Genomic DNA, 20354 nt, shown 5'->3' with positions numbered 1-20354 from the left:
CGTGGACTGAACTCCTTCTCGGACCCCGGCCCGTCGTTCTCAGATTCGTCTCACGAAGGCTCGCTAGCCTGCCCGCCCGAACGAAGGTGTGCCGGGGTGTGAAGGAGGCGGCAGGTGGCACGCGGAGGGCGCGAGGGCCGCGGAGGACAGGGACTGGCCCGTGTGGCCGTCGTCGTACGGGCCGGGGCGGCCCCGCTGTGGTGGTTCGGGGTGGTCGCGGCGGGGGCCGGGGCGGCGTGGCCGGGACTGACCGGGCGCCGGATCGGCGTGTCGGCGGGCGCCGCGCTGTTCCTGGTGAGCGCCGCCGTCGTCGCCTGCGCCCGGCGCCGCCGCTACACCGCCCTCGCCCGCGCCGCGAGCCGCGCCGGACGGCACGACGTGCTCCAGGACCGGGCGGTCACCGTCCGCGCCTGGCGGCGGGGACACCGCTGGTGGCTGCTGCTGGCCTTCGTGGCCGCGCTGGGCAGCTCGCTCGCCGTGCCGGCGGCCGGCGGGATGCTGCTGGCGGGTGCCGGCACCGGGCTGCGGCTGAAGGCCGCCTGGCTCGGGCGGCGCGAGCGGGCCGACGACGTGCTGCTGTGGGTGCGGGTGGACTGGCTCGGCAGGTACGGCGGGCGCCCCACGGGCCCGGCGGTCAAGGGCTACCGCGGCACCGGCATCGCGGCGGGCGACGCGGCCCCGGGCGGGGCGCGCCGCCGCACCGCGGCGCTCGTCTGATCAGACCTCCGGATCAGACCTCCAGGTCCTCCTCGATCTTCTTCAGCTGGTGGCGGGCCATCGCGAGGTTGGCCCGCTTGGAGTCCAGTACGAGGTAGAGGAAGAGGCCGTTGCCGCCACGGCCGCCGACCAGGCGGATCAGGTGGTACTGGTCGTTGAGCGTGATCAGGATGTCCTCGATCTGCCCTTTGAGGCCGAGGTGCTCCATGGTGCGCAACTTGGCCCGAACGACGTCCGTGTTGCCGGCCGCGGCCACGTTCAGGTCGAAGGTCTTGCTGCCGCCCATCGTGCCCAGCGCCATGCCGCTGGTGTAGTCGACGAGGGCGACTCCGGTCGCGCCCTCGATGGAGGCGAGGGCTTCCTTCAGGCAGGTCTCGGTGTTGGCCATGGCCGGTCTCCTTGTTCGTTAACTTTCGGTGGTGGTAGGCGTGTTGGCGCCGGTGGCGCGTGGCACGCGCGTGGTTCTGGTCCGTGGGGCTGTGGTCCCGGCGGTCCCCGTGGTTCCGGCGGCCTTGGCGGCCGGGGCCGGCTTCGTGGCCCTCGCCGGTGTCACCCGTCCGAGGCCCCGGGCCGCCGCCTCGGCGTCGACCAGTTCCCCGATGCGGGCTCCCGCCCTGCGGCCCTCCAGGTGGAGGCGGCCGACGTTGACGCGGTCCTGGGCGAGCAGCGTCAGGACGGCGGTGCGGCCCGCCGCGTAGGTGGCGACATAGCCGTGGACGCCGCGCATCAGCAGTTCGCGCAGCTCCCCTCGGCCGGTCACGTCCGCCATGCGTACGGCGACGCCGAGCGCGGTCGCGGTCAGCGCGGCCACGCCCTCCGGTTCCACGCCCGGGGTGTCGTGGGCCAGGACGAGGCCGTCGGTGCTCGCGGCGAGGGCGCCGGTGAGCTGGGGGACGCGGGCTCTCAGTCGGCGCAGTTCGTCCAGGATCTCGGGCTCGGCCGCCATCCGGTGTCTCCTTTCAAAGGGCCTCCAGCGCATCCCTGAGCCTCTTCAGCAGCGTGATGTGGGGGTCGTTGGTGTCCGCGAGCCGCTCGGTGATCCCGTGCGGCGGCCCGGCGCCCGACACTGCCGGTGCGGTGCCCGCGTCTGCCGGTGCGGTGCCCGCGCCTGGCGGTCCGTCGTCCGTCGCCGTCGGCCCCTCGCCGGTGGCCGTCGGCTCCGCGTCGGTCGCCGCCGGTCCACCGCCCGTCGCCGCCGGTCCGGTGTCCGCCTCCGGCTGCCGGGGGATCACGAGGCCGGCGGAGGCCAGACGGCGTACGTCCACCAGGGTGTGGAACGCCTGGCGGCCCAGCTCCCGGGCGAGTTCGGCGGCCGTGCGGGTGCCGTCGACCCGCTCCAGCAGGGCCCGCTGACGGGCGGTGAGCTTCGGTGCCGCGGTGGTGTGCGTCCGCGCCAGCGGGGCGCTGTCCGCCCGTGGGTCGGGCCAGATGCGGCGCAGCAGGTCCCGGCGGCGCAGGGTCTCGCGCTCCAGGGCGGCGACCGGGACCGGCAGGACGGGGCCGAGCCGGTGGGCGACGCCGTAGCGGAAACGGCCCGGGGTGCTGCTCGGGGCGAGCGCGAAGTAGGCGGCGTCGTAGAGGGCGCCCAGACGGCACAGTTGCAGCGCCCCCTCGGCCAGATGGCCACCGGCCAGCAGCAGGTGCGCGACGCCGCCGCGCTCGTCGGCCCGGGAGACGGTGTCCCGCCAGGTCTCGGGCGTGAGCGTGCCGTGCGCGGTGAGGAGGGTGTCCAGGCCCGGGGCCAGCGGGCTCTCGGCGTGCACCACGCGGCCCTCGCTGAGGTGGAGCGTGCCGCGTTCGCGGACGAGGACGCCGCTGGCCCGTTCGGCGGCGAGCCGGGTCAGCATCGGCGACAGGCCGCCCCAGGCCCGCTCGGCGGCGGTCGCGCGGTCGCGCACCGGCAGCCGGGGCGGAGGAGTGGTGTCGACCACGGTCATCCCAGCACCAGCCGCTCGGCCATCTCGCCCAGGCGTATCCGGGCCAGCGCGAGGTTGCCGTCCGCACGGGCCAGCCACAGGTGCAGGAACACGGTGCTGTCGAAGGTCGTCTCCACGAACCGCAGCAGGTGGTAGCTGTCCCGGTTGCTGACGATCAGGTCCTCGACCGGAGGGCGCTCGCCGACGGGGTCGTCGGCGGCGAACGCCCCGTGCTCCGCGGCCAGCCGGGCCAGCTCGGCGGCCTCGGCCGCGGTGGTCTCGTGGTCGCCGCCCGGGGCCTCCCCGACGGTGCCCAGGGCCAGCCCGCTCGTCCAGTCGACCAGCGCGGCGCCTCGCGCGCCGGGCAGCCGCATGGCCTCCAGTAGGCACTCGTCGATTCCGGGCACCGTCGCTCCCCTCCCACCTGGTGTGTCGGCTGAGTGAAGGCGACGCTACGCAGGGTGTGCGAAGCTGGTGGGGGTTACGGCATTTTCCAGAGGAACATGCGACCGAGGGGCTAATGTGGGTCGACTGACCCGGGTTTCCCCCAGTTGCGCCGGTTGCTTCCGGCGTGCCTCAAGAGCGCTCGGGTGCGCGCAGGGTGGTGAGTGCCGACGCGTGCGCCCCTCCAGCCTCGGCCACGATCTCCTCGACCCCCTGCGGCGCGCGCACGGTCGCGAAGGCGACACCGCCGGCGCCGTCCGGCGCGTAGCCGTAGACGCCGGGCCGGGGCAGGGAGTTGTAGGCGTAGTGGTGGGCGAAGTAGTACGCGCCGGTGTCCAGCGCGGCCACGTGGTCGCCCGGGTCCAGCGGGGGGAGCGCGCGGGCCTCGGCGAGCAGGTCACCCGCGAAGCACGCCGGCCCGGCCACGTCCTGGACCACCTCCGGGCCCGCCTTGGGCCGGCCCTTGGCGTCGTACGCGGCCAGCCGCAGCGGCCACGACCCCGGCGCGTACACCGTCCGGGTGGCGACCTGCACGCCCGCGTGCGTCACGGCGACCGGCCGGCCGCCGGCGCTCTTGGTGTACTCCACCCGCGCCACCACCGTGCCCTGCTTGGCCAGCAGCGACCGCCCGAACTCGGTCACCAGCCCGTACCGCCCGTCGAACAGCCCCGGCACCACCTCGCCCAGCAGCCGTGCGTACTGCGCGTACGTCGGTGTCGTCGCCTCCGAGGCGAAGTTCACCGGCAGCCCGCCGCCGATGTCGAGGGTGTCGATCTGCCGCCGCCCCGCCCGCTCGTTGATCTCCTCGGCGAGCGCGTACGTCTCCGCCACGCCCCGCGCCATCAGGGACAGCGGGATGCCCTGCGAGCCGGTGTGGGCGTGCAGCCGGGTCAGCCACGGCCGGTCCAGGTACGCCCGCACGACCCACTCGCGCGCTCCCTCGTCACGCAGCGCCACCCCGAACTTCGAGGTCGCCGTCGCCGTCGACAGCGCCCCGATGGTGCCCCCGCCGACCTGCGGATTCACCCGGATCCCGAGCGGGGAGCGAGGCGTGGAGGACCGTACGAGGCTGTCGATGCGGTCCAGTTCCTGGGGGCTGTCGGCGTTCACGGCGATGCCCAGGGCCAGCGCCTCGCGCAGCTCGGCCGGGGTCTTGGCGGGCGAGTCCAGGACCGTGCGGTCGGCCGGCACCCCGGCCGCCCGGGCCAGCGCCAGCTCCCCGGGGCTCGCCACCTCGGCGCCGATGCCCTCCTCGCACAGCAGCCGCAGCACGGGCACCAGCGGAGTCGCCTTGACCGCGAAGGCGTGCAGCACCGGTGTGCCCGGCGCCGCGACCGCGGCGAACGCCGCCGTGAGGTCCGCCGCGGCCTCCCGGATGCCCTGGACGTCCAGCAGTCCCACGAGCGGGGAGTCGGGCCCGAGCAGTCCCTGCTCCACCGCGGCCCGCACCGCCTCGTCCCGCCGCACGGCCCGCTCGCCGTCCGTACGGCCCGCCCGGTCCTCGTCGCCGTAGCCGCCCATGTCCTCGTCCCCCGCTCCCCTGCTGCCGGCAGTCGTCCACACCATGGGACCAGCCAAACATCCCGGGTGCGCCGATGTCGGCACACCGACGTATTGACTAGTTCTATTCAGCAAGTCAGGATGTGAATAGACGTAGTAACAATCCATCGGGAGCAACCGCCAGGAGGCAGACCATGTCAGGACCCCGACCCGTACGAGCGCCGCGCGGTACGGAACTGAGCGCCCTGGGATGGCAGCAGGAGGCCGCCCTGCGGATGCTCCAGAACAACCTCGACCCCGAGGTCGCCGAGCACCCCGACAAGCTCGTCGTCTACGGCGGCACCGGCAAGGCCGCCCGCGACTGGCGCTCCTTCGACGCCATGGTCCGCACCCTGAGGACCCTCAAGGCCGACGAGACGATGCTCGTCCAGTCCGGCCGCCCCGTCGGCGTCATGCAGACCCACGAGTGGGCGCCGCGCGTCCTCCTCGCCAACTCCAACCTCGTCGGCGACTGGGCCAACTGGGAGGAGTTCCGCCGCCTGGAGGCACTCGGCCTGACCATGTACGGCCAGATGACGGCCGGCTCCTGGATCTACATCGGCACCCAGGGCATCCTCCAGGGCACCTACGAGACCTTCGCCGCCGTCGCCGCGAAGAAGTTCGGCGGCACGCTCGCCGGGACGATCACCCTCACCGCCGGCCTCGGCGGCATGGGCGGCGCCCAGCCGCTCGCGGTCACCATGAACGACGGCGTGGCGATCTGCATCGACTGCGACCCGCGCGCCATCGAACGCCGCATCGAGCACCGCTACCTGGACGTGAAGGCGGACTCCCTCGACCACGCCCTCCAGCTGGCCGTCGAGGCGCGCGACCAGCGCAGGCCGCTGTCCATCGGCGTCCTCGGCAACGCCGCCGAACTGGTCCCGCAGCTGCTCGCGATGAGCGCCCCCATCGACATCGTCACCGACCAGACCTCCGCCCACGACCCGCTGTCCTACCTGCCGCTCGGCATCGCCTTCGACGACATGGCCGACGAGGCCGCCAAGGACCCGGCCGGCTTCACCACCCGGGCCCGCGAGTCCATGGCCCGCCACGTCGAGGCGATGGTCGGCTTCCAGGACGCCGGCGCCGAGGTCTTCGACTACGGCAACTCCATCCGCGGCGAGGCGCAGCTGGCCGGGTACGACCGGGCGTTCGCCTTCCCCGGCTTCGTCCCCGCCTACATCCGGCCGCTGTTCTGCGAGGGCAAGGGCCCCTTCCGCTGGGCCGCGCTGTCCGGTGAGGCCTCCGACATCGCCAAGACGGACAAGGCGATCCTGGAGCTGTTCCCCGAGAACGAGTCCCTGGCCCGCTGGATCAAGATGGCCGGCGAGCGCGTCCACTTCCAGGGCCTGCCCGCGCGCATCTGCTGGCTCGGCTACGGCGAGCGCGACAAGGCGGGCGAGCGGTTCAACGACATGGTCGCGAGCGGTGAGCTCCAGGCGCCGATCGTGATCGGCCGCGACCACCTCGACTGCGGCTCCGTCGCCTCCCCGTACCGCGAGACCGAGGCCATGCTCGACGGCTCCGACGCGATCGCCGACTGGCCGCTGCTGAACGCCATGGTGAACGTCGCCTCGGGCGCCTCGTGGGTCTCCATCCACCACGGCGGCGGCGTCGGCATGGGGCGGTCCATCCACGCCGGGCAGGTGACCGTCGCCGACGGCACGGCGCTGGCCGGGGAGAAGATCCGCCGGGTGCTGACGAACGACCCCGGGATGGGCGTCATCCGGCACGTGGACGCCGGGTACGACATCGCGGAGTCGGTGGCCGGCGAGCGTGGCGTGCGGGTGCCGATGCGCGAAGGTGACGACGCGTGACCTTCCACAGCATGTGGGCGGAGCTGCTGCCGATCGGCCGCAGCTCCGCCTCCGGCGGGTACCGGCGCTTCGCCTGGACCGGGGCCGACGCCGAGTGCCGGGCCTGGTTCAGGGAGCAGGCCGAGGCGCGAGGGCTGGCGTACGAGGTCGACCGGAACGGGAACCAGTGGGCCTGGCTCGGGGATCCGGACGGTGAGGACGCCGTCGTGGCCGGGTCGCATCTCGACTCGGTGCCCGACGGCGGGGCCTTCGACGGGCCGCTCGGCGTGGTCTCGGCCTTCGCCGCGCTCGACGAACTGCGCGGGAGGGGAGCGCGGTTCGGCAAGCCGTTCGCCGTCGTCAACTTCGGTGACGAGGAAGGCGCCCGGTTCGGTCTGGCCTGCGTCGGGTCGCGGCTGACGGCCGGTCAGCTCACCGTGGAGCAGGCGCACCGGCTGACCGACGCCGACGGGATCACGCTGCCCCGGGCCATGGAGGCCGCCGGGTACGACCCGGACGCCATCGGCCCGGACCCGGAGCGGCTCGCGCGCATCGGGGCCTTCGTCGAGCTGCACGTCGAGCAGGGCCGCGCCCTCGACCTCACCGGGGACGCCGTCGGGGTGGCCAGCGCCATCTGGCCGCACGGGCGCTGGCGGTTCGACTTCCGCGGTGAGGCCAACCACGCCGGCACCACCCGGCTGGCCGACCGGCGCGACCCGATGCTGTCGTACGCCGAGACCGTCCTGGCCGCCCGGCGCGAGGCCGAGTTCGCCGGTGCCGTCGCCACCTTCGGCAAGATCGCCGTGGAGCCGAACGGCGTCAACGCGATCCCGTCCCTGGTGCGCGGCTGGCTCGACTCCCGCGCCGCCGACCAGCAGACCCTGGACAAGGTGGTCGGCGGTGTGGAGGAGGCGGCCCGCGCGTACGCCGCCGCGCACGGAGTCGACCTCGACGTGGTCCGCGAGTCCTTCACCCCCGTCGTCGAGTTCGACCACGCCCTGCGCGACGAACTCGCCCGCATCCTGGGCGGCCGGACGGATCTGAAGGTGCCGGTGCTCGGTACCGGCGCGGGACACGACGCCGGAATCCTCTCCGGGAGCGTCCCGACCGCCATGCTGTTCGTGCGCAACCCCACCGGTGTCTCGCACTCCCCGGCCGAGTTCGCGGCCGAGGACGACTGCACGGCGGGGGTGCGCGCACTCGCCGACGTACTGGAAGGACTGGCCTGCACGTGATGCCCACCCAGCGGACGCGGACGTACTGGCTGGAGCACGCCTGGCTCGGCACCCACGCCGAGCCGGGCGTGGCGCTCGACGTGCGGGACGGTCGCATCGCGGCCGTCCGCACCGGCGTGCCCACCCCGCCCCCGGAAGCCGAGCCCCTGCGCGGGCTGACGATCCCCGGGCTGGCCAACGCCCACAGCCACGCCTTCCACCGCGCCCTGCGCGGCACCGTCCAGGTCGGCTCCGGAACCTTCTGGACCTGGCGCGAGGTCATGTACGCCACCGCCGAACGGCTCACCCCGGAGACCTACCACGCCCTGGCCCGCGCGGTGTACGCCGAGATGGCCCTCGCCGGGATCACGGCCGTCGGCGAGTTCCACTACGTCCACCACGCCGCGGGCGGCTCCCCGTACGCCGACCCGAACGCGATGGGCGAGGCACTGATCGAGGCCGCCGCCGAAGCCGGCATCCGCATCACCCTCCTGGACACCTGCTATCTCTCCGCCGGCTTCGGGCGGGCGCCCGACCGGCACCAGCTCCGCTTCTCGGACGGGACGGCCGAGGCCTGGGCCGAACGCTGTTCACTTCTCAAGGAACGGGATCACGCGCGGATCGGCGCCGCCGTCCACTCGGTGCGGGCCGTGCCCGCGCCCGAACTGGCGACCGTGGCGCGGTGGGCCGAGGAGCGGCGGGCCCCGCTCCATGTGCACCTGTCGGAGCAGACCGCCGAGAACGACGCCTGCCTCCGGGCTCACGGATGCACCCCCACCCGGCTGCTGGCCGACCACGGGGTCCTCGGGCCGCGCACGACCGGCGTGCACAACACCCACCTCACCGAGGAGGACATCGCCCTGCTCGGCGGGTCCCGCACCGGCACCTGCATGTGCCCGACCACCGAACGGGACCTGGCTGACGGCATCGGTCCCGCCGTCGCCCTCCAGCGCGCCGGCTCCCCGCTCTCCCTCGGCTCCGACAGCCACGCCGTCATCGACCTGCTCGAAGAGGCCCGCGCGATGGAGCTGAACGAGCGGCTGCGCACCCGCACCCGCGGGCACTGGACCGCCGCGGCCCTGCTGCACGCCGCGTCCGAGGCCGGTCATGCGGCCCTGGGCTGGGAGGAGGCCGGCAACCTGCGGCCGGGGGCGCTCGCCGACTTCACGACGATCGCCCTCGACACGGTCAGGACAGCGGGCCCGCAGCCGCGACTCGCCGCCGAGACGGCCGTATTCGCCGCCTCCGCGGCGGACGTGCGCCACACGGTCGTGGGTGGCCGTCATGTCGTGCGTGACGGAGTCCACGCCCTCGTACCCGATGTGGCGTCGGCGCTGGCAGGCGCCGTCCGAGCGCTGCGCGGCTGAATCCCCCCGTCACCCTTGAGGACACCATGAGCAGCACAGTCATCAGCAACATCGCCACGCTGGTCACCAACGACCCCTCCCTCGGATGGGGGTCCCCCCGCTCGAGCAAATTCGAGAGTGGGGGAGGATCCTCACTGGGCCTGATCCGGGACGCGGCCGTCGTCATCGACGGCGACCGCGTCGCGTGGACCGGTGAATCAAGCAAAGCACCCGCCACTGACAACCGGGTCGACGCGGGCGGCCGGGCGGTGCTCCCCGGCTTCGTGGACTCCCACTCCCACCTGGTCTTCGCCGGTGACCGCACCGAGGAGTTCAACGCCCGCATGTCCGGCCGGGCCTACAGCGCGGGCGGCATCCGCACCACGGTCGCCGCCACCCGGGCCGCCTCGGACGCGGAGTTGGAGGCCAACCTCACCCGTTACCTCGCCGAGGCACTGCGCCAGGGCACCACCACGTTCGAGACCAAGTCCGGTTACGGCCTGACCGTCGCCGACGAGGCCCGCGCCCTGCGCATCGCCGCCGCGCACACCGATGAGGTCACCTACCTCGGCGCCCACATCGTCTCCCCCGACTACGCCGCGGACCCGGCGGCGTACGTGGAGCTGGTCACCGGCGAGATGCTCGACGCCTGCGCACCGCACGCCCGCTGGATCGACGTCTTCTGCGAGAAGGGCGCCTTCGACGGCGACCAGGCCCGCGCGATCCTCACCGCGGGCAAGGCCAGGGGCCTGCACCCGCGCGTCCACGCCAACCAGCTCTCCCACGGCCCCGGCGTACAGCTCGCCGTCGAGCTGGACGCGGCCAGCGCCGACCACTGCACCCACCTCACGGACGCGGACGTCGACGCCCTCGCGAACAGCCGTACCGTCGCGACCCTCCTCCCGGGCGCCGAGTTCTCCACCCGCGCCGAGTGGCCCGACGCCCGCCGCCTCCTCGACGCCGGCGCCACGGTCGCGCTGTCCACCGACTGCAACCCGGGCTCGTCCTTCACGTCCTCACTGCCGTTCTGCATCGCGCTCGCCGTACGGGACATGGGCATGACCCCGGACGAGGCGGTCTGGTCGGCCACCGCGGGCGGGGCCGCGGCCCTGCGCCGCACGGACGTCGGCCGCCTGACACCCGGCGCCCGAGCCGACCTGGTGCTCCTGGACGCGCCCAGCCACGTCCACCTGGCCTACCGGCCGGGCGTACCGCTGGTGAGCGAGGTCTGGCGGCGCGGCGTGCGCGAGGTCGCTCACCGCTGACCCGCCCGCCACCGCTGCTCCGCACCACCGCTCAGCGGGTCCAAGGACAGGTAGCCGCCGCTGTCGGTGAGGGCCGTCTCGATGGCGACGGCCGGGCGGATCACGCCGTCCGGGTCGACGGTGAACGTCAGGTTCCGGCCGTTTCTGCCGTCGACCGAGTCGCACGACCAGATGCCGACGCCCTTGTCCACCGAGCCCCGGCTGTCCAGGCAGAAGTCGGGGTCCGCGGCCGACTGCACGACACCGCGCTCGGAGTCCACGCGCCAGCGCTGGGTGTCCGCCGAGCCGCAGGGGGCGGTGACGACGTCCGTGCCGTTGTCGAAGTCGCCGGTCACGTCCAGACAGCGGCCCGAGGCGTCGTTCACCACCTGTGCGAACGCCGCGCCCGGCGGATAGGTGGGGGTCGGCCTGGGCGTCGGCTTCGGCGGCGGGGGAGCGGGACGGGCGGTCCGTGTGGGCCGTGGGGACGGTGTGGGCGACGGCGGCCGTGAGGTCGCGGACGGAGACGGTGTCGCGGGACCGGTCGACACCGTCGCCGTCACCGTGACCTGGGAGGGCGCCGAGGGAGTGGTCACCGCGCCCGCCGCCCGCCGGTGCGGCTGCGAGCCGGACGAGGAGAGCACGAAGAGCAGCAACGGGGTGAGGGCGACGCCGAGCGCCGCCGAGGCCAGGACGTAGCGGCGGGACGGCGGCCAGGCGGCGGACCGCGTGCCGGCGCCGGTGGGCGCACCGGCCTCCGGGCCCGGTCCGGCGGGCCGCCGCGCGACGTACGCCGTGCCGGCCCAGGGCAGCAGGCCCTCGGCGAGCGCGGTGCGCGGGTCGTCGCGCAGCGCGGACTGCTCCTCGAACGCGGCCGTGCAGTGCGCGCAGTGCGCCATGTGGGTGTGCAGATCGGCACTGGAACGGGGGTTCTCCGGCCGCACGGACTCCTCGATCAGCCGCCGGAAGTCGCCGCAGTGCGGGTCGTCGGAGGCGGCGAGGCGGCTTCTCAGACAGGCCCGTGCCATGGCCTGGAGCGCCTGCGGGGCGCCGTAGCGCACGTCCTCGCGGGTGAGGCCGAGGAACCTGGCCGTCCGTTCATCGCTCTCCTGCTCCACGGTCCCGTACCAGAGCAGTCCCTGGGCCCGCAGCGGCAGCGACTCGAAGGCCGCGAGCAGCGGCGGTTCGGGGCCGTCGACGCCGGCCGTGCTCAGCACCAGCAGCAGCCCCGCGTCCAGGCCGCCCGCGCGCTCGTCGCGCGCCCAGGCGGCGGCCAGACGGGTGGTCAGCAGCAGGAGTTGCAGCCGCACCGGGACGCCCCGGTCCACGCCGCGGGCACTCTCGCGCGCCGCACGGGTGAACGCCTGCGCGGCCAGCTGCCGCGCCGCCGCGTCACTGGTCGTGCACTGGCGGGCGTAGGCGAGCACGGCGGAGTGATGACGGCCCCGCAGCTCCCGCAACGCCGGATAGACCGTCGGTGTCTCGGCACGCAACAACCCGACCAGCCGCGCATCGGCCGCCTCCGCGTAGCCGCCGGCCTCCCCGGCCCCACCGTCCCCGTCGGCACCCGAGCCCGCGACCCCGCCGGGCACCTCCGGGTAAGCGCCCGCGACTTCGCCGGGCGTCTCCGCGTGCCGGACCGTCGCCGGGCCGGCCGCCCCCGCGTCCGGTCTCGCGGTCGTCCCGGACGCGCCCGCGCCTGTCGCCGCCGCTTCGCCGGGCGCACCCGCACGCGACCTCGCGGCTTCCCCGAGTGCCCCCGGGTACGGGCCGCCCGCGTCCCCGGTCTCGACGTCGTTGCCGCTACCGTCGGCCCGAGCCATCGCCTGCCTCCTCGCAGCCCCGGCCGGCATCCGGAGTCCTGACGTACCGGCCGGTTTGGAGGGCGACCATAGTGGGGGAGGCGGGGCGGGAAAAGAGGTTTCCGCGGGTAACCGGGAGCCGCCGGTGCGGTGTTGGACCGGTTCCGTCCGGCGCCGCCGTTCGCGGCACCGGGCGGTGAACCTCATGTCAGGCCGGTCAGTCCTCGACGGTCAGCCCCTTGCGCAGCCGTACCAGCGTGCGCGACAGCAGCCGTGAGACGTGCATCTGCGAGATGCCGAGCTCGTCGCCGATCTCCGACTGGGTCATGCCCGCCACGAACCGCAGGGACAGGATCTTCCGGTCCCGGCAGGGCAGTTCGGCGATCAGCGGCTTCAACGACTCGACGTACTCGATACCTTCGAGCCCGTGGTCCTCGTAGCCGATGCGGTCCGCGAGCGCACCCTCGGAGTCGTCGTCCTCGGGCTGCGCGTCCAGTGACGAGGCGGTGTACGCGTTGGACGCCGCCATGCCCTCGACCACCTCGTCCCGGGACAGGCCGAGGTGCTCGGCCAGTTCCGTCACCGTCGGGGCGCGGTCCAGGCGCTGGGCCAGTTCGTCACCGGCCTTGGCCAGGTCCAGCCGCAGTTCCTGGAGCCGGCGCGGCACGCGCACGGACCACGAGGTGTCACGGAAGAAGCGCTTGATCTCGCCGATGATGGTGGGCATCGCGAAGGTCGGGAACTCGACGCCCCGGGCGAGCTCGAATCGGTCGATCGCCTTGATCAGGCCGATGGTGCCCACCTGGATGATGTCCTCCATCGGCTCGCTGCGGGAGCGGAAGCGGGAGGCGGCGAACTTGACCAGCGCGAGGTTGAGTTCGACGAGGGTGTTGCGGACGTACGAGTACTCGTGGGTGCCTTCCTCGAGGGACTCGAGCCGCTCGAAGAGGGTCTTGGACAGCGCCCGGGCGTCGTCCGGGGCCACCTCGTCGTACGGGGGGATGTCCGGAAGTCCGGCCAGCGCGACGGCCGGATCGGTCCGCTCGGCGCGTACGTCGTCCTGAAGCTCGATGGGATCCAGATGGTCCGGAGGGGGTGTCGACGTCGCCGTCTGGGTATGCGAGGCGTCGAGCCGGGGTGACATGATGTCCTCCATCGTTCTCGGCATATGGCTGCCGAAGCCAGTTCGTGCACTGCGGTGTGCGGCGCCTCCAAAGCCGGCCGTGTCGGGTACGTGTCTCTACTAGCCCTACCCGCTTCACCAGGGCCACCGCAAGTGCCTTATGTGGCTATATGTCCGTTTCTGTGTGGTTGTTCGGGTGTCGGAGGGGTGAGGGAAGGCGTAGTGTTCGAGGGCGTCAGTCAGCAGCCAAGACACCGGGAGAGAGAGACGGCATGGACCGCGGGACGGTCGGCAGCGCACAGTCGGGCCGGCTTCTGGTGGAGGTGCGGCAAGAGGGTTCCAGTGCCGTCGTGACTCCGGCCGGTGAGCTGGACCATCACACGGCCGACCTGCTGCGCGAGCCGCTCGAGGAGTGCCTCGCCAAGGGGCGCTCGCGCCTGGTGGTGGACTGTTCGCGCCTGGAGTTCTGCGACTCCACCGGGCTGAACGTGCTGCTGGGGGCGCGACTGAAGGCGGAGGCGGCCGGGGGAGGTGTGCACCTCGCCGGCATGCTGCCGGTGGTGGCGCGTGTGTTTGAGATCACAGGAGCGGACGCGGTCTTCAGCGTGCACGACACGCTCGAGGATGCTCTGGCCGACGAGACCGGCTGATCCGGCCGGCGGGCCGCCCGTCGGCGCGTCGCTTCCGTGTGCTGTTCTGCGGAAACCTTCAGTCGACCGGCCCACCCGTCGGCCCCGCCGAGAGGCACGCCGAGAGACATGCCGAGCGGTACGCCCCACGCGCCGGAAAACGGGGGTGTCCCATGGGATCGGTCGGGCAGGAGTCATCCTGGACGCATCGGCAGGCGGCGTACCGACATGTGTGTGTGCAGTGACTTTGTGTAGTGACGTGTGAAACGTGAACTGGTGAATCGGTGAGGTGAAGCGCTGATGAGCACCACCCGGCCTTACTCGCCGGGCGACCGCGGCCCGGAGCCCAGCGGCGCTTCCGGGGCGTCCGAGGGGGGCGCGCCTGCGGACGGGACGTCCGCAGGGGGCGCGACGACCGTGCCCGCGGTCCCGTCGGGGGGTCGTCAGGTCCGCAGGCTGAGCTTCGACGGCGAGAGCGGCGTCGTGCCGCTCGCCCGCGACTTCGCCCGCCAGGCGCTGTACGCGTGGGGCTGGCTGCCCGCCGCGAGCGCCGACCAGCGGGCCGCCGCCGAGGACGTACTCCTCGTCGTCTCCGAACTGGTCACCAACGCCTGTCTGCACGCCGAGGGCCCGGACCAGATGGAGATCACCTGTGACAACAAGGTGATCCACATCGAGGTCTCCGACCGCGGCACCGGCCAGCCGGCCCCGCGCACCCCGCACCGCGCCGGCCGCCCCGGCGGTCACGGCATGTTCATCGTCCAGCGCCTGTGCCTCGACTGGGGCGTCGTACGCGTTCCCGGGGTCGCCGGCAAGAGGGTGTGGGCGGAGCTGGGGGCTCCCGCGTAGGAGTCCGCTCCCGGTGCGCGGGCCCGCCGCCGGTCTCAGCGCCCCTTCGAGGGCCGGCGCAGCAGATAGCCCTCCACGGGGCCCACGGTCTCGTCCAGGGTGCGTGCGTCCGACCAGTGGCGCTGCTCGATGGGCGCGAGGAGGTCCTCCACGGTGCACGACCACGCCCGGCACAGGGCGCGCAGCAGCAGTCCGTTGAGGCCCCCCGACATACGCCACCACACCTTCTGCCAGGTCAGCTCGGACTGGTTGCGCGCGGACTCGTAGGCGGGATCGCGGTTCAGTACGTCGGGGAAGACCTCGCTCAGGGGCAGCAGCGGCACCATCTGGCAGACGAGGACCCAGTCCTCGGGCAGTGTCACGGGCTGGCCGGACTCGAAGTGGAGGACCTCGGGCGGCCGTGAGCGCCAGCTCAGCGGCTGCCCGAGGGCCATGAACACCTCGTCCCGCCCGGCTGCCCAGGCGGGGATGCCGGACGGCCGCAGCAGACGTCGCCCGGCGAAGGCGAAGGCGATGTCGTCGGGCAGGCGGTTGAAGGCGTTGTGGAGGGTGTAGGCCAGTTCCAGCTGGACGGAGTCGGTGAAGCTGCCGGTGGCGCGCAGCTGTTGTTCCTGGGCCCGGATCCACCGGCGTACCTGGTCCTGATCGGCGATCAGGTCCGCGTTGTCACGTGAGGCCCGGCTCGGACGACCGGCCAGGTAGCCGGCGAAGGCGGCCGTTTCGTGGGCGAGGAAGCCGTTGACCGTGACGAGACCCAGCACGCTGCGGGGTCCCTTGTTGCGGAGGTCGTTCCACAGGGCCGCCAGTCCGATGCGGTGCCCGGCGTCGTCCCGCAGCTCGACCGCGCGTTCCACGAAGGAGTCGCGCAGCTGCAGCCGGTGCTTCTCCTCCGTGACGCGCCAGCTGTCGGTCAGAGGTGGATAGAGACGGTCGTAGACGGCGTCCGGTGCTCCGGTGGCCAAGGAGAAGGGTGCGACGACCTCCGGTTCGGCCGCCCGGTGTTCCCACACGTGGATGGGGACCGCGTGCTCCAGCACCAGACGCCGGATCAGCTGGCCGAGCCGGTCGTCGCTGGTCCGGTAGAGCAGGCCCTGGACGTCGTAGGGGCTCTTGTCGAGCGTCACCCGTACGACGGTGCCGGGCGCGGCCCGGTCTCCCGGCTCGGACATCGGGGTGAGCAGGGGCCGGTGCGAGGCGCCCTCGAAGGTGAGGCGCCGGGCGTCACCGATGGCGGAGTCGAAGCGGCGGGTGATCAGTTCGACCGTCCGGCCGAGCAGGAAGACCGAGAAGAATCCGATGCCGAACCGGCCCCGGGGCTGGAAGCCGCCGCTGGCCAGGCCGGGCAGCCGGTTGCGGATCCGGGCCGAGCTCCAGCCGCTGGTGCCGAAGTCGAGCAGGCCGTGGACGAGCGACTCCTCGTCCATGCCGACGCCGTTGTCGCGCACCTCAAGCTGCCAGCTCTCGGCCGTCTCGGCCAGGCGCACCTCGATCCGCCCGTCACTGAAGTCCGGGTCGAGTGCCTGGCGGGCGAGGACGGCGTCGTGCGCGTTCTGGATGAGCTCGCGCAGGGCGACCTCGGGTTCCTTGCCGTACAGCTGCTCCCCACCGAGGGTGCCCACCAGGGCCGGGACGTCGGAGACCTTGACGGTGGCGTCGATGGGCCGCCAGCCGGTCACGGGGAAGTGCCGGGCGAAGCGCTCGGGGGAGTCGACCCCCGCGACCGCGCGGGCGGCGAGCCGGTCCCGGCGCAGGTCGTGCAGGAGGGCGTCGACCTTCTTCAGCTCCTGGTCGACACCGCGCAGGTAGTCCAGCGCCAGCCACCACGCTGCCGCGTCGTCGGAAGTGAAGGCGCGCCACGAGCCGTAGGTGATGCGGTCGCCGACCAGTTGCGGGCGGCTGACATGCTCCTGGAAACGCCAGTGCTCGCGGGAGACGCCCTGGGGTCCGCGCAGGGAGAACAGGAAGGTGTGGGCGCGGCGGCCGTCGATCTGCGTCGCATCGGCGAGGCGGAGGGCGCAGGCCAGCTTGAGCGGCTCGATGATCCACTCCGACGGCTGCCAGGTCAGGGACCCCAGGTCCTGGCCGAACGGCTCGGCCAGCTTGTCCACGGGCCACCAGTGGCTGGCCGCGAGCTGGCCGATGAGGGGGCCGTAGGCCTCCCGGAGCTGAAGGTCCTCGATGAGGTAGATCTCGTTGCCGGCGCTGGAGCGCCAGCGCTGGTCGACCAGCCTGCGGGCCTGTTCCGCGTGCGTCTCCCGGATCGCGGTCTGCCGGCACGTCTCCGCGATGCCGGCCGGCGGGGAGTCCAGCTCCTCCCGGGTGGGCCAGCAGCCCTGCTGGTGGTAGTAGGTGACGGACACCAGGTCGTGCCAGCGTTGTTCGCCCAGCGCCTCGGGCACACTCGTGCCGTACGCGGCCTCGCCCATCGCGGCATCGTGCAGCACGAACGCGCATCCCAGTACGTACGCCTCCGCCGGAGTCAGCGTCACCCGGTCGCCGCAGACCAGGCTGGCCGTCTCCCACAGCGCGTCCACGTGACTGATGTCGTGCACGGTGAAGCCGGGCATGCTGCGCGCGTTCTCCGCGAGCAGCACGGCCGCGTTCTCTCGCAGCGTCAGGTACGACTGGCGCAGCCGCTCGCGCTGCCGGTGGTGGTCATCGCCCCGGCGGCGTGCGGCCAGGGTCTGCTGCCACAGCGGTGTGCTGGTGAAACCGGGCTCGGGCACAGCGGTCCGTCACCTCATTGCCGGGAGGAGGTAGAAGCCGGCGAGCACCCACATGGCCGCCACCGAGACGAGGATGAACAGCACCATGTACGTCTCGTACCAGCGCCACAGGTGACCGGGGCGCGGGCGGCTGCGGAAGCCGGGGGCCACCACCTCGTCGGTGATGTCGCATTCCTCGTTGCGGTAGTCGAGCCAGGCGAAGGAGCCCACCACGATGAGCCCACCGGTGAACGCGGCGACCACCGTCGTCAGGGCCAGCAGGCCGATCACCCCGGCCCGCGCGGTGGCGGCCTCCAGATGCCACTTGTGGTAGCCGACGAAGAGGACGAGTGCGGCACTGACCAGAGCAGTGGCGAGCGTTTGGTAGATCGCCAGGAAGCGGTAGGCGTTCTCGTTGACCGCGTGGATCTGTTGCAGGATGTACCGGTATCGCTCCAGCGCGAACTCCTCGCGCACCGACCGAGCGTCCGGTCGTGTCTCTCCCGGTGCCGCCATCGTCCCCCACCCGTCCAGCCTGTCAGCAGGATAGCCACCAAGGTCGTCCGGCACCCGCCCTTGGGGCACTTCGTGGTCCGGCCGGCAGCGGCCGGTGCCCGACACGCGACGTTCGCCCGGTCACGACGGCAAGGGGCCCCGGCCGGATGACGATCCGGCCGGGGCCCCTCGAACGCCCGGGAGAGACGCGCGTCAGCGCACGTCGCCCATGAGCTCCTTGACCTTCTTGCGGTACATCCACACCGCCACACCGGCCACGGCGGCGAGCGCCGCCTCCAGGGTCACGATGCCCGTCTTGTTCAGGTCGACGCCGGCGATGGAGAGCAGACCGGTCGTGGCGTCACCGGCGGTGACGGCCAGGAACCAGACACCCATCATCTGGGAGGCGTACTTCACGGGCGCCATCTTCGTGGTGACCGACAGGCCGACCGGGGAGAGCGTCAGCTCACCGACGGTCTGGACGAAGTAGATGGCCACCAGCCACAGCGCGGCCGCCTTGTGACCGCCGTCGGCGATCGCCAGCGGGGCGAGGAAGAGGAAGAAGGACGCGCCGATGAGCAGCAGACCCATCGCGAACTTCACCGCGGTGCTCGGCTCCTTGCCGCGCCGGGCGAGCGCGACCCACAGCCAGGCGAACACCGGCGCGAACGCCATGATCATGACCGGGTTGACCGACTGGTACCAGGAGACCGGGAAGCCCCAGCCGAAGACGCTGTTCTTGGCCGACTCCTCGGCGAACAGCGACACCGTGGAACCACCCTGGTCGTAGATCATCCAGAACACGGCGGCGGCGACGAAGAACCAGATGTACGCGGTCATCTTCGACTGCTCGGTGCGGTCCAGGTCCTTGTCCCGCTTGATGCGGGCGATGACCAGGATCGGGATGAGCAGACCGGCGACGGTGATCGGGACCAGCAGCCAGTTCAGGGTGTAGACGCCGGAGAAGCCGACGATCGCGTAGAAGACGACCGCCACGGCGGCCCACAGGGCCGACTTGCGCAGCACGGCCGACTTCTCCTGCGCGGACAGCGGCGTCGGTACGACGTCGGAGCGCGCGTCCAGGTGGCGGGAGCCGAGCAGGAACTGGGCCAGACCCAGCGCCATGCCGAGCGCGGCGAGCGCGAAGCCGATGTGCCAGTTGACGTTCTCACCGATCGTGCCGATGACCAGCGGCGCGGCGAAGGCACCCAGGTTGATGCCGATGTAGAAGATCGTGAAGCCGCCGTCCCGGCGCGGGTCGTCGGTGCCCTTGTACAGGTGGCCGACCATCGTGGAGATGTTGGCCTTCAGCAGGCCGGAGCCGATGGCGACGAGACCGAGACCGGCGAAGAAGCTGCCGGCCCACGGCAGGGCCAGCGTCAGGTGGCCCAGCATGATGACCGCGCCGGCGACGGCGACGGTCTTGCGGGGGCCGAGGACCCGGTCGGCGAACCAGCCGCCCGGCAGGGCGAGCAGGTACACGAGGGACAGGTAGACCGAGTAGATCGCGGTCGCGGTGGCCGCACTCAGGTGCAGGCCGCCCGGAGCCACCAGGTACAGCGGGAGCAGAGCCCTCATGCCGTAGTAGGAGAAGCGCTCCCACATCTCGGTCATGAAGAGGGTGGCCAGGCCGCGGGGGTGGCCGAAGAAGGTCTTCTCGGAACCGGGGGTGCCCGGGCGGACCGAGTCCTTCGTCAGGCTGGACGCCATGGTCGTTCCTTGCTGGTCGGGACGCGCGGCGACGAGCCGCTGCGCGCCCGGTGGGGGGCGGCCGGCACCGGCAGGACCGGTCGTCCACCCCACGCCCAGGGGGAGTCCGCCCCGGGTCACGGAGCGGCGGACGGCGGCCACCGGGATCCACGCCTCACGACGCGTCACGACGTCCGATGAGGCCCGGCCCTAGGTCATTCCTTTCGAGGCCGGTCGGAGCCGGCCCGCACACAAAAGGGACCCTCAGCGTCGAATGAGCGCCAAAGGTCCGCTGCGTGCTACAGGCGTTCAGCTCACCATACGGCAGGACACCGCCCGGTATGGAAGGACTTGAGACGCGGATCACAGGTCCAGAGGGAACCGTGCCCGATCTTTCGAAGGTGGAACCGAGCGGCGTGTTCCAGGATCGCATCCCTCGTCCCATGGTCCGGACCGGGGAGGCCCGGGGTTCGCGCCCGCGCTCGGGGGGCTCCGTGACCCTAGGGGCGAAAGGTAAGAGCGCCCGATGTCGATCACACCGCAGCACCGGCCCAGCAGGCGGCACCGTCGGACTACCATCACTCCATGACCCGTGTACTGCTCGCCGAGGACGACGCGTCCATCTCGGAGCCGCTGGCCCGCGCACTGCGCCGGGAAGGCTACGAGGTCGAGGTGCGTGAGGACGGACCCACCGCGCTCGACGCCGGAATGCAGGGCGGCGTCGACCTGGTCGTGCTGGACCTCGGTCTGCCCGGTATGGACGGCCTGGAGGTCGCCCGCCGGCTGCGCGCCGACGGTCACACCGTGCCCATCCTGATCCTCACGGCGCGCGCCGACGAGGTC

18 protein-coding genes are annotated in these 20354 nt (G+C 72.7%); 8 read left to right on the top strand and 10 right to left on the bottom strand.

The annotated features are described in order from the left end of the window. Positions 1-114: 114 nt before the first annotated feature. Positions 115-717: a hypothetical protein gene (locus ABZ484_RS34815; RefSeq protein WP_358869966.1), complete on the top strand. Its 603-nt coding sequence runs from the start codon at positions 115-117 to the stop codon at positions 715-717. 13 nt (positions 718-730) lie between these two features. On the opposite strand, the gene ABZ484_RS34810 is transcribed toward ABZ484_RS34815, so the two are convergent. The 5 genes from ABZ484_RS34810 to ABZ484_RS34790 form a co-directional block, all read right to left on the bottom strand. After that, entirely contained in the window at positions 731-1105 is a 375-nt protein-coding gene (locus tag ABZ484_RS34810; protein WP_358869965.1) for a hypothetical protein, read from the bottom strand. 18 nt (positions 1106-1123) lie between these two features. Beyond that, on the bottom strand, positions 1124-1663 hold the full coding sequence (locus ABZ484_RS34805; RefSeq protein ID WP_358869964.1) for a roadblock/LC7 domain-containing protein: 540 nt from the start codon (positions 1661-1663) through the stop codon (positions 1124-1126). A gap of 13 nt (positions 1664-1676) precedes the next feature. Beyond that, positions 1677-2654, bottom strand: coding sequence for a hypothetical protein (locus tag ABZ484_RS34800; RefSeq protein WP_358869963.1), 978 nt, complete (start codon positions 2652-2654; stop codon positions 1677-1679). Further along, entirely contained in the window at positions 2651-3040 is a 390-nt protein-coding gene (locus ABZ484_RS34795) for a hypothetical protein (protein ID WP_358869962.1), read from the bottom strand. Before ABZ484_RS34795 ends, ABZ484_RS34800 begins: the two co-directional genes overlap by 4 nt. Before the next feature lie 169 nt (positions 3041-3209). After that, complete coding sequence (locus ABZ484_RS34790; protein WP_358869967.1) at positions 3210-4598, bottom strand: diaminopimelate decarboxylase; 1389 nt, start codon at positions 4596-4598, stop codon at positions 3210-3212. Positions 4599-4771: 173 nt separating this feature from the next. On the opposite strand from ABZ484_RS34790, the gene hutU reads away from it, so the two are divergent. Genes hutU through hutI form a run of 4 tightly spaced genes read left to right on the top strand, consistent with a single transcriptional unit; the run spans position 4772 to position 10240 of the window. Next, positions 4772-6436, top strand: a complete 1665-nt coding sequence (hutU, locus tag ABZ484_RS34785; RefSeq protein WP_358869961.1) for a urocanate hydratase — start codon at positions 4772-4774, stop codon at positions 6434-6436. Continuing rightward, positions 6433-7650 (top strand): allantoate amidohydrolase, encoded by a 1218-nt coding sequence (locus ABZ484_RS34780; RefSeq protein WP_358869960.1) that lies wholly within the window; start codon positions 6433-6435, stop codon positions 7648-7650. The genes hutU and ABZ484_RS34780 overlap by 4 nt, the downstream gene beginning before the upstream one ends. Then, on the top strand, positions 7650-8996 hold the full coding sequence (locus ABZ484_RS34775; RefSeq protein ID WP_358869959.1) for a formimidoylglutamate deiminase: 1347 nt from the start codon (positions 7650-7652) through the stop codon (positions 8994-8996). Before ABZ484_RS34780 ends, ABZ484_RS34775 begins: the two co-directional genes overlap by 1 nt. A gap of 26 nt (positions 8997-9022) precedes the next feature. Next, positions 9023-10240: an imidazolonepropionase gene (gene hutI / locus ABZ484_RS34770; protein ID WP_358869958.1), complete on the top strand. Its 1218-nt coding sequence runs from the start codon at positions 9023-9025 to the stop codon at positions 10238-10240. On the opposite strand, the gene ABZ484_RS34765 is transcribed toward hutI, so the two are convergent. Together ABZ484_RS34765 and ABZ484_RS34760 are read right to left on the bottom strand one after the other, a co-directional pair. Beyond that, positions 10231-12042 (bottom strand): RICIN domain-containing protein, encoded by a 1812-nt coding sequence (locus ABZ484_RS34765; RefSeq protein ID WP_358869957.1) that lies wholly within the window; start codon positions 12040-12042, stop codon positions 10231-10233. The two genes, hutI and ABZ484_RS34765, sit on opposite strands and share 10 nt — an antisense overlap. Before the next feature lie 196 nt (positions 12043-12238). Then, positions 12239-13177 carry an RNA polymerase sigma factor SigF gene (locus ABZ484_RS34760; RefSeq protein WP_358869956.1) on the bottom strand — a complete coding sequence of 313 codons (939 nt, stop codon included), beginning with the start codon at positions 13175-13177 and terminating at the stop codon, positions 12239-12241. 239 nt (positions 13178-13416) lie between these two features. Between ABZ484_RS34760 and ABZ484_RS34755 the strand changes: the two genes are divergently transcribed. Both ABZ484_RS34755 and ABZ484_RS34750 read left to right on the top strand, forming a co-directional pair. Continuing rightward, complete coding sequence (locus ABZ484_RS34755; protein WP_111002957.1) at positions 13417-13794, top strand: STAS domain-containing protein; 378 nt, start codon at positions 13417-13419, stop codon at positions 13792-13794. A 279-nt stretch (positions 13795-14073) separates the two neighbouring features. Beyond that, positions 14074-14622 carry an ATP-binding protein gene (locus ABZ484_RS34750; protein ID WP_358869955.1) on the top strand — a complete coding sequence of 183 codons (549 nt, stop codon included), beginning with the start codon at positions 14074-14076 and terminating at the stop codon, positions 14620-14622. A gap of 35 nt (positions 14623-14657) precedes the next feature. On the opposite strand, the gene ABZ484_RS34745 is transcribed toward ABZ484_RS34750, so the two are convergent. The 3 genes from ABZ484_RS34745 to ABZ484_RS34735 form a co-directional block, all read right to left on the bottom strand. Continuing rightward, complete coding sequence (locus ABZ484_RS34745; protein ID WP_358869954.1) at positions 14658-17348, bottom strand: ATP-binding protein; 2691 nt, start codon at positions 17346-17348, stop codon at positions 14658-14660. 9 nt (positions 17349-17357) lie between these two features. Continuing rightward, a complete protein-coding gene (locus tag ABZ484_RS34740; protein ID WP_358869953.1) occupies positions 17358-17804 on the bottom strand; it encodes a hypothetical protein in 447 nt (148 codons plus the stop codon). A gap of 231 nt (positions 17805-18035) precedes the next feature. Beyond that, complete coding sequence (locus ABZ484_RS34735) at positions 18036-19532, bottom strand: oligopeptide:H+ symporter (RefSeq protein ID WP_358869952.1); 1497 nt, start codon at positions 19530-19532, stop codon at positions 18036-18038. Between the two features lie 564 nt (positions 19533-20096). On the opposite strand from ABZ484_RS34735, the gene ABZ484_RS34730 reads away from it, so the two are divergent. Then, a partial coding sequence (locus ABZ484_RS34730; protein ID WP_358869951.1) for a response regulator occupies positions 20097-20354 on the top strand: 258 nt, incomplete at its 3' end.

Source organism: Streptomyces sp. NPDC006393, assembly GCF_040628575.1.
Taxonomy (GTDB): Bacteria; Actinomycetota; Actinomycetes; order Streptomycetales; family Streptomycetaceae; genus Streptomyces.
The sequence above is the reverse complement of the archived record's forward strand: the minus strand, read 5'-3'. Positions and strand labels throughout refer to the sequence as shown.